This is a genomic window from Cupriavidus numazuensis, from assembly GCF_905397435.1.
In the GTDB taxonomy this organism is placed as follows: domain Bacteria; phylum Pseudomonadota; class Gammaproteobacteria; order Burkholderiales; family Burkholderiaceae; genus Cupriavidus; species Cupriavidus numazuensis.
The window spans coordinates 21479-27658 of the sequence record NZ_CAJPVI010000085.1 but is presented as its reverse complement, the minus strand read 5'-3'; the positions used below and the strand labels follow the sequence as shown (position 1 = coordinate 27658).

Here is a 6180-nt window from a genome sequence, read left to right as displayed (position 1 = left end):
GCAGATCGCCTCGGTCAAGCACGTCAATAACCATGGTTGCCCCGAGTTGGCACAGATGCCCAACATACTATCGGTAGAGGTCTTGGGAGACAACCGGATAAGCACGGTTCACCGCTTTGCGCACGGCAATAGCCTATTGCGCCAGCACGGCTGACGCTTTTTGCCATGTGCGCGGCCTACAGCACTTGCGGCACTTGCGCGCGCCCGTGAAGGTTGACGCACGCCGGATGCGGGGCTAGACTGCGCGCTGTTTAAAGCCTTGGGGTTCCAATTGGACTCAGCCAGTTGTCCTGACGGACATCACCGGTAACCCTCGCCAGACCCGCATCCCTTTCCGCTGCTGATGTTTCCATCGGCAGTGCATCACAGGGCCACCGTCTGGCAAGTCGTTGCCTGACGGTGCGCATCGATCGCGGCATTCGCCGCGGCCCGTTTTTCCCGCACCTCACAATTTGCATCGCATGTCGGCCAGCTCGTGCCGCGAGCCGCCGCGCATGCCGTTTTGCCATGTAGCCGGCGCGCGCCCCAGACACTCCCATACGCGCGCTGCCTGCCCGTGGCAGTAGCCGTGCGCCCTTCGTCGTTCGCCAGCCTTGCTGGCACACGCGGTGGCGCATGCCGATCCACGCTGACCGGAGCCTCTCCATGCCCGACGACCCTTGCAGTCCCTTACCAAAGCCGGCGTGTACCGGGGTCCTCCCGCGCGCCGTTCCCGCATGCTCCCGGTTCCGGCCGCCGCAACCATGACCTATGGCGCCGGATCGGGAATCCACCGGAGACCCGACATGAAGTTCTCGATCCTGCTGCCTGACTTCCGCCACACCGAGGTTGCCGCGCACGACGCCGACCGCCTGCGCGCCATGCGCGAACTCGCTCGTCCGGGACACAACCTGCGCCGAATCGTGGTCCGCCTGCGCGTGATGCTGCGCGGCTGGCGCGCGCAGCCACGTTGAACGACCCCGGCCACGTGCCGGCCTCGCTATACCTGATCAGCGTGGCGGAAATGGCTTCCGCCACGCGCGTCTTGTAGGACAGCCTCCACTGAACATCGCCCGCGCGCTCCATAAAATGAAAGGGTGCGGCGCACCCTATGGCGCGCCGCCTTGCCTGGGAGGAGCCGAGCGATGCGAGCATCGGATACCTGCTGCGCCGAGGCCACCTTGGCCGGTGGCATGGCGGACGACACCGAAATCGCGCTGCGCGAGGCGGGGCTTCGCCACGTGGACGACAGCACGCCTGGCATCACGCGGGTACGGCGCGGCAGCGGCTTCAGCTATGTCGACCCAAAAGGCAACCGCGTACGCGACGCCGCCACGCTCGCGCGTATTGCCACGCTCGCCATCCCGCCTGCGTATGAGGCCGTATGGATCTGCCCCGACCCCCGCGGACACCTGCAGGCGACGGGGCGCGACGCCCGCGGCCGCAAGCAGTACGTCTACCACCCCGACTGGGGCGCGCTGCGCGACACCGACAAATACGGCCGCCTTGCGGAGTTCGGCACAATCCTGCCGCGGCTGCGCGCGCGCGTGGAGCGCGACCTGGCGCGCAATGGCATGCCGCGCGAAAAAGTGGCCGCAGCCGTGGTGCGGCTGCTGGACGCCACGCTCGTGCGCGTCGGCACGCCGCGCTATGCGCGGCAGAACCGCACCTACGGCCTGACCACGCTGCGCCCCCGGCATGTCACGGTGCGCGGCAGCCGGCTACGGTTCCAGTTCACCGGCAAGAGCGGCATTACCCACGACGTATCCGTCAACGACCCACGCGTCGCGCGCGTTGTGCGCAACTGCGCCGATCTGCCCGGCCAATGCCTGTTCAAATACGTCGACAGCGACGGACAAGTGCGCGATATCGGCTCGACGGAGGTCAATGCGTACCTGCGCGAAGTCACCAGCGGCGAATTCACGGCCAAGGACTTTCGCACCTGGGCCGGCAGCGTCCATGCGCTGGCGCTGTTGCGCAAGGCGGCGGCCGAGACCACAGAGCAGGAAGCTCAACGCCGCAAGGCCGTGGCTGACGCCATCAAGACGGTGGCGCAGCGTCTGCGCAATACGGTCGCGGTCTGCCGCAAGTGCTACGTCCACCCGGCGGTCATTGAAGCGTTCCTTTCCGGCGAAGCGAATGCCGATGGTCCGGTCCGGGCACGAAGCCGCCTGCGCGCCGACGAAGCGCGCCTGCTCACGCTGCTGGAGAAAGCTGGCGCGCCCTGAACGCGCCCGCGACAGAAGGCTGCTAGCAGGTCCCAGACTTGCCAATGAACCCCGGCAATCCGCGCGCCTTCGCGCTCCGGGCCAGTTGAAAGGCGCGCACCAGGGCAGCTGCGAACATCTCCGTCGAGTCCAGGGGTCCTTCCACATGGCGCCGGAAGAAGTCGGCCCATCTGAAATCCGGATAGGCCTGCTTGACCTTCAGGTAGCCGCCGGCAAGTTGCACGAAGGCTTCCAGGCTGCGATACGGATCATCGCGCATGGCGTGGATGCATTCCGGCAATTCGCTCAGCGGCCGCCGCCGGCCCTGCTCGTCGTACGGATGGACCATATGGTTGTCCAGCATCCATTCCCAGAACGCCCGCTCGTCCAGGCGGCTGAGGTCCTTGCGGACGATGGCCGGCACGTGCGACAGGCCCAGGTCATGCCAGGCGCGTACCCAGTGATGGTGGTCCACGACATACAGCGCCTGCTCCGGCCCGATCACCACGTGGACGCGATGCTGGTCCAGGAAGGCGTGCCGCCGCGCCGGCGGCACGCGCCGCGTGACATGCACCTTCTGCTGGACGTGATACGCGCCGACGGTGATCTGGGTCGGGTGCAGCGCGTCGAGCGGCACCATCAGCTTGCTGCCGTCGCGAAGGGTCCTGGGCGTGCGCATGCGGTGCAGACGCGGCGGCAAAAAATTGCCGCCGCGTCCGTGCTCAACTCTTGTTGAGGGTGCGCTGCGGCGACGTATCCGCGCCTTCGAGGTGGCCGGCGACGGGACCCGCGCGCTCCGTGCCCTCGTTGCGCTGCACGCGCAGGCGGTTTTCGACCTCGGTCGCGCCAAACACCGCTTCGGCGATTTCTTCGATGACGTACTTTTCCCGCCGTTCCTTCACCGTGCCCTCAAGCATCACCACGCCATTGGAGACCTGGACGGAGACATCAGAGACGTCGACATACGGGTTCATCGCAAGCCGTTCGCACACGTCCTCGTGCACACGCTCGTCCGGACGGCGATAGCCCTTGGGCCCGACCGGACGCCGTGCCGCACTGGACATGCCGCTGCTGCGGCCGCGTCCGCCAGTATCGTCCTGATAGAGGCGCTGGCCGCCGTTGTAGGATTGGCCACCGCTGCGCGAATCGCCGTAGTAGCCGTTCCCGTAGGACGGCTGCCCGCCGCGCTGGCCGCGGTCGCGTGCCGCACCTTCGTCCCAGTGCATGGCGCGACCGCCGCGGCCGCCCTGCATGCGGCGCTCGTCGCCGCCGCTGCCCTGCCCGTAGGCAGACGAGCCACTGGAGGAATCGAAGCTGCCTTCATAGTTGCCGCTGTCGTACCCGCCCTGTGCCATGCGGCCGCCGCGCTGGCGCGACTGCTGTTCATGCTCGCGGTAGCCGCTGTCCTGCGGTTGAGGCCGGTAGCCGCCATAGGCGCCGCTGTACGGATGGCCCTGCCCGCCCATGTCGGCGGCGCCATAGCTCTGCTCGCCCCAGCTGCCACGCGGCTGGCCTGCCGGCGTGTCCTGCTGATGCCACGCACTGCTTTGCGACTGTCCGCCACGCCAGTCTTCGCCCCACTCCTGGCCCCAGTCCTCGGAGCCGCTGCCACGGCTTTCCTCGGAGGGAGAGCGGCCCCGTCCCTGCTGCTCATGCTGCGAGAAATCGCCGCTTTCATTGCTGCGGCCCTTGCGGAAGTTCCACATGTCTGCCTCCTTGCAGTCCGGGCCGCGCGAAGACCGCTCCGTGGCTTGCGCCACGCGGTCGATCCCGCACGCGGCCGCATCGAGTACCAGCACGCCGCAAGAACCGTGCCCCGGCATCGCAAAGGCGTGGAGCAGCCACAGGCGTAGAGCAGAACTTTCCGCTCACGCCGGCCCACGGTAAGGATTTCCATGCCGATGTAAGGCTTACGGCCGTTCGGGGCGGATGCCGCACAGTGGCACAGCGCGCCGCGCGGCACGAAACTTGCGCGAGCCGACCGGGACGACATCCTCAGGAGCCCCTCATGTCTACGCCCAAAGACCTGCCACCGCAGCATCAGGAGCGACAACCCGGCCTGGAAAGCCGCATGCACCCGAAGCCCGACAGCGGCGCCGACGACTATGTGGGAAGCGGCCGGCTGGACGGCAAGGTTGCGCTGGTGACCGGCGGCGACAGCGGCATCGGCCGCGCCATCGCCGTGGCCTTCGCGCGCGAGGGTGCCGACGTCGCCATCGCATACCTCGATGAACACAGCGACGCGAAGGAAACCGTCCGACTCGTCGAAGACGCCGGCCGCAAGTGTGTATCGCTTGCCGGCGATCTCGCCGACGTCGGCCATGCCGAAGCCGTGGCGGCACGCGTGGTCGACGCCTTTGGCCGGCTCGATATCCTGGTCAACAACGCCGCGGAGCAACATCCGCAGTCATCACTGGAAGACGTGGAAGCCGAACAGGTCGAGGCCACGTTCCGCACCAATGTCTTCGCGATGTTCCATCTCACGCGCGCGCTACTGCCTCATCTGGGGAAAGGCGCGGCAATCCTGAACACCACGTCCGTCACGGCCTACCGTGGCAGTGCGCATCTGCTGGACTACTCGGCCACCAAAGGCGCCATCGTGTCGTTCACGCGTTCGCTGGCGTTGCAGGTCGTCAAGCGCGGCATCCGCGTCAACGGCGTGGCGCCGGGGCCGATCTGGACACCGCTGATTCCGTCCACGTTCACGGCAGAAGAAGTCGCCGAGTTCGGCAAGAAGACGCCCATGGGCCGGCCCGGCCAGCCCTTCGAGGTGGCGGCCGGCTATGTGTTCCTGGCGTCCGACGCGGCCAGCTACATCACTGGCCAGATCCTGCATATCAATGGCGGCGAGGTCGTGAACGGATAGCGCCACGGCCCGGCGGAGCCAGACATCGATGGGAGGAAAAGCAACCATGTCACCGATCGTACTCGGGTGGTTCGACAATATGGCGAAAGCGCAGGAGGCCGAGCGTACGCTGCACGGCCACGGGTTTTCCGTGTGGGACGTCGCGGTGATCTCCGCCGCGGCAAAGCAGGCCACCGGCGCACGGCAGGCAGGCGCGCCACCGCGCGTCGTGCTTGCCGTCTGCGTGCGCCAGGACAATGCCAGTGCCGCCACCGACGCCCTGCGCGAAGCGGGCGCGCGAGACCTTGAGCGCACGCAGGGCACGTGGGACAGCGGGCGGTGGACCGACTTCGATCCCGCCACCCACGGTGCGCATCGTCATGCCGATTCCGTAACGCCCGTCGTCGCCCGCGAGGCAGTGGACAGCGAAAGCACCGGCAATGAAGACCCGGGCAGCGAACTGGAACACTATGTCGATCATCAGCGTTCCAGCAAGGACTAGGAGCGCGGGCAAGGCCGTCGCCGAGCTCGCCCGCTTGCGGCCGACCCAGCTCACGCTGGGCTACACCCACATGCGCCACAAGATGGCCGTCACGCGCAAGTACCAGGACGCCGGCGACCACGCCGCGCTGCGCCGTTTCCTCCGCAGCCATCGCGTCAAGACCGTGGCCGGACCGGGCGGCACGCTGTTCATCATCGATCATCACCACTGGGCCCGCGCGTGGCTGGAACTCGGGTTTCGCCGCGTGCCGGTGCGCATCCTGCACGATCTGAGCGGACTCAGTCCCACCGCGTTCTGGAAGCGCATGCGTACGCTCGGCTTCGTGCATCCCTATGACGAACTGGGCCAGCGGCTCGGCATCGACGCGCTGCCCGCCACCGTCATGGGCATGCGGGACGACCCATACCGCAGCCTCGCCGCATTCGCCCGACAGTCTGGCGCCTATCGGAAGCCGCGTGACGCGTATGGCGACTTCCGCTGGGCCGGCTTCCTGCGCGAGCGCATCGAAGAAGACATGGGCACGATTGCGGGCTTTTCGCTGGCGCTGTCACAGGCCATCCGGCTGGCGCGTGGCAGCGCAGCGCGGGGCCTGCCAGGCTATTGCGGCGGTGCGGCCCCGTGACGCAGGATCTGTAGCTCTCGATCTC

Annotated in this window: 7 protein-coding genes; 5 read left to right on the top strand and 2 right to left on the bottom strand. The window is 67.4% G+C overall.

The annotated features are described in order from the left end of the window. Nucleotides 1-785: 785 nt before the first annotated feature. Both KHO41_RS37890 and KHO41_RS37885 read left to right on the top strand, forming a co-directional pair. Nucleotides 786-953, top strand: coding sequence for a hypothetical protein (locus KHO41_RS37890; RefSeq protein WP_211958357.1), 168 nt, complete (start codon nucleotides 786-788; stop codon nucleotides 951-953). 171 nt (nucleotides 954-1124) lie between these two features. Then, a complete protein-coding gene (locus tag KHO41_RS37885) occupies nucleotides 1125-2207 on the top strand; it encodes a DNA topoisomerase IB (RefSeq protein ID WP_376989969.1) in 1083 nt (360 codons plus the stop codon). Between the two features lie 22 nt (nucleotides 2208-2229). Here KHO41_RS37885 and KHO41_RS37880 read toward each other — a convergent pair whose 3' ends face one another. Together KHO41_RS37880 and KHO41_RS37875 are read right to left on the bottom strand one after the other, a co-directional pair. Next, nucleotides 2230-2865 (bottom strand): ParB-like protein, encoded by a 636-nt coding sequence (locus KHO41_RS37880; protein WP_211958356.1) that lies wholly within the window; start codon nucleotides 2863-2865, stop codon nucleotides 2230-2232. 43 nt (nucleotides 2866-2908) lie between these two features. Next, entirely contained in the window at nucleotides 2909-3892 is a 984-nt protein-coding gene (locus tag KHO41_RS37875; RefSeq protein WP_244874220.1) for a BON domain-containing protein, read from the bottom strand. A 302-nt stretch (nucleotides 3893-4194) separates the two neighbouring features. Here KHO41_RS37875 and KHO41_RS37870 point away from each other — a divergent pair, with 302 nt between their 5' ends. The 3 genes from KHO41_RS37870 to KHO41_RS37860 are packed head-to-tail and all read left to right on the top strand — an operon-like array spanning nucleotide 4195 to nucleotide 6155. Beyond that, on the top strand, nucleotides 4195-5052 hold the full coding sequence (locus KHO41_RS37870) for an SDR family oxidoreductase (RefSeq protein WP_211958354.1): 858 nt from the start codon (nucleotides 4195-4197) through the stop codon (nucleotides 5050-5052). Nucleotides 5053-5098: 46 nt separating this feature from the next. Then, complete coding sequence (locus KHO41_RS37865; protein ID WP_211958353.1) at nucleotides 5099-5533, top strand: hypothetical protein; 435 nt, start codon at nucleotides 5099-5101, stop codon at nucleotides 5531-5533. Continuing rightward, the gene (locus KHO41_RS37860) at nucleotides 5502-6155 is read left to right on the top strand and encodes a ParB-like protein (protein ID WP_211958352.1); all 654 of its coding nucleotides are present in this window, start codon (nucleotides 5502-5504) and stop codon (nucleotides 6153-6155) included. The genes KHO41_RS37865 and KHO41_RS37860 overlap by 32 nt, the downstream gene beginning before the upstream one ends. Nucleotides 6156-6180 lie beyond the last annotated feature (25 nt).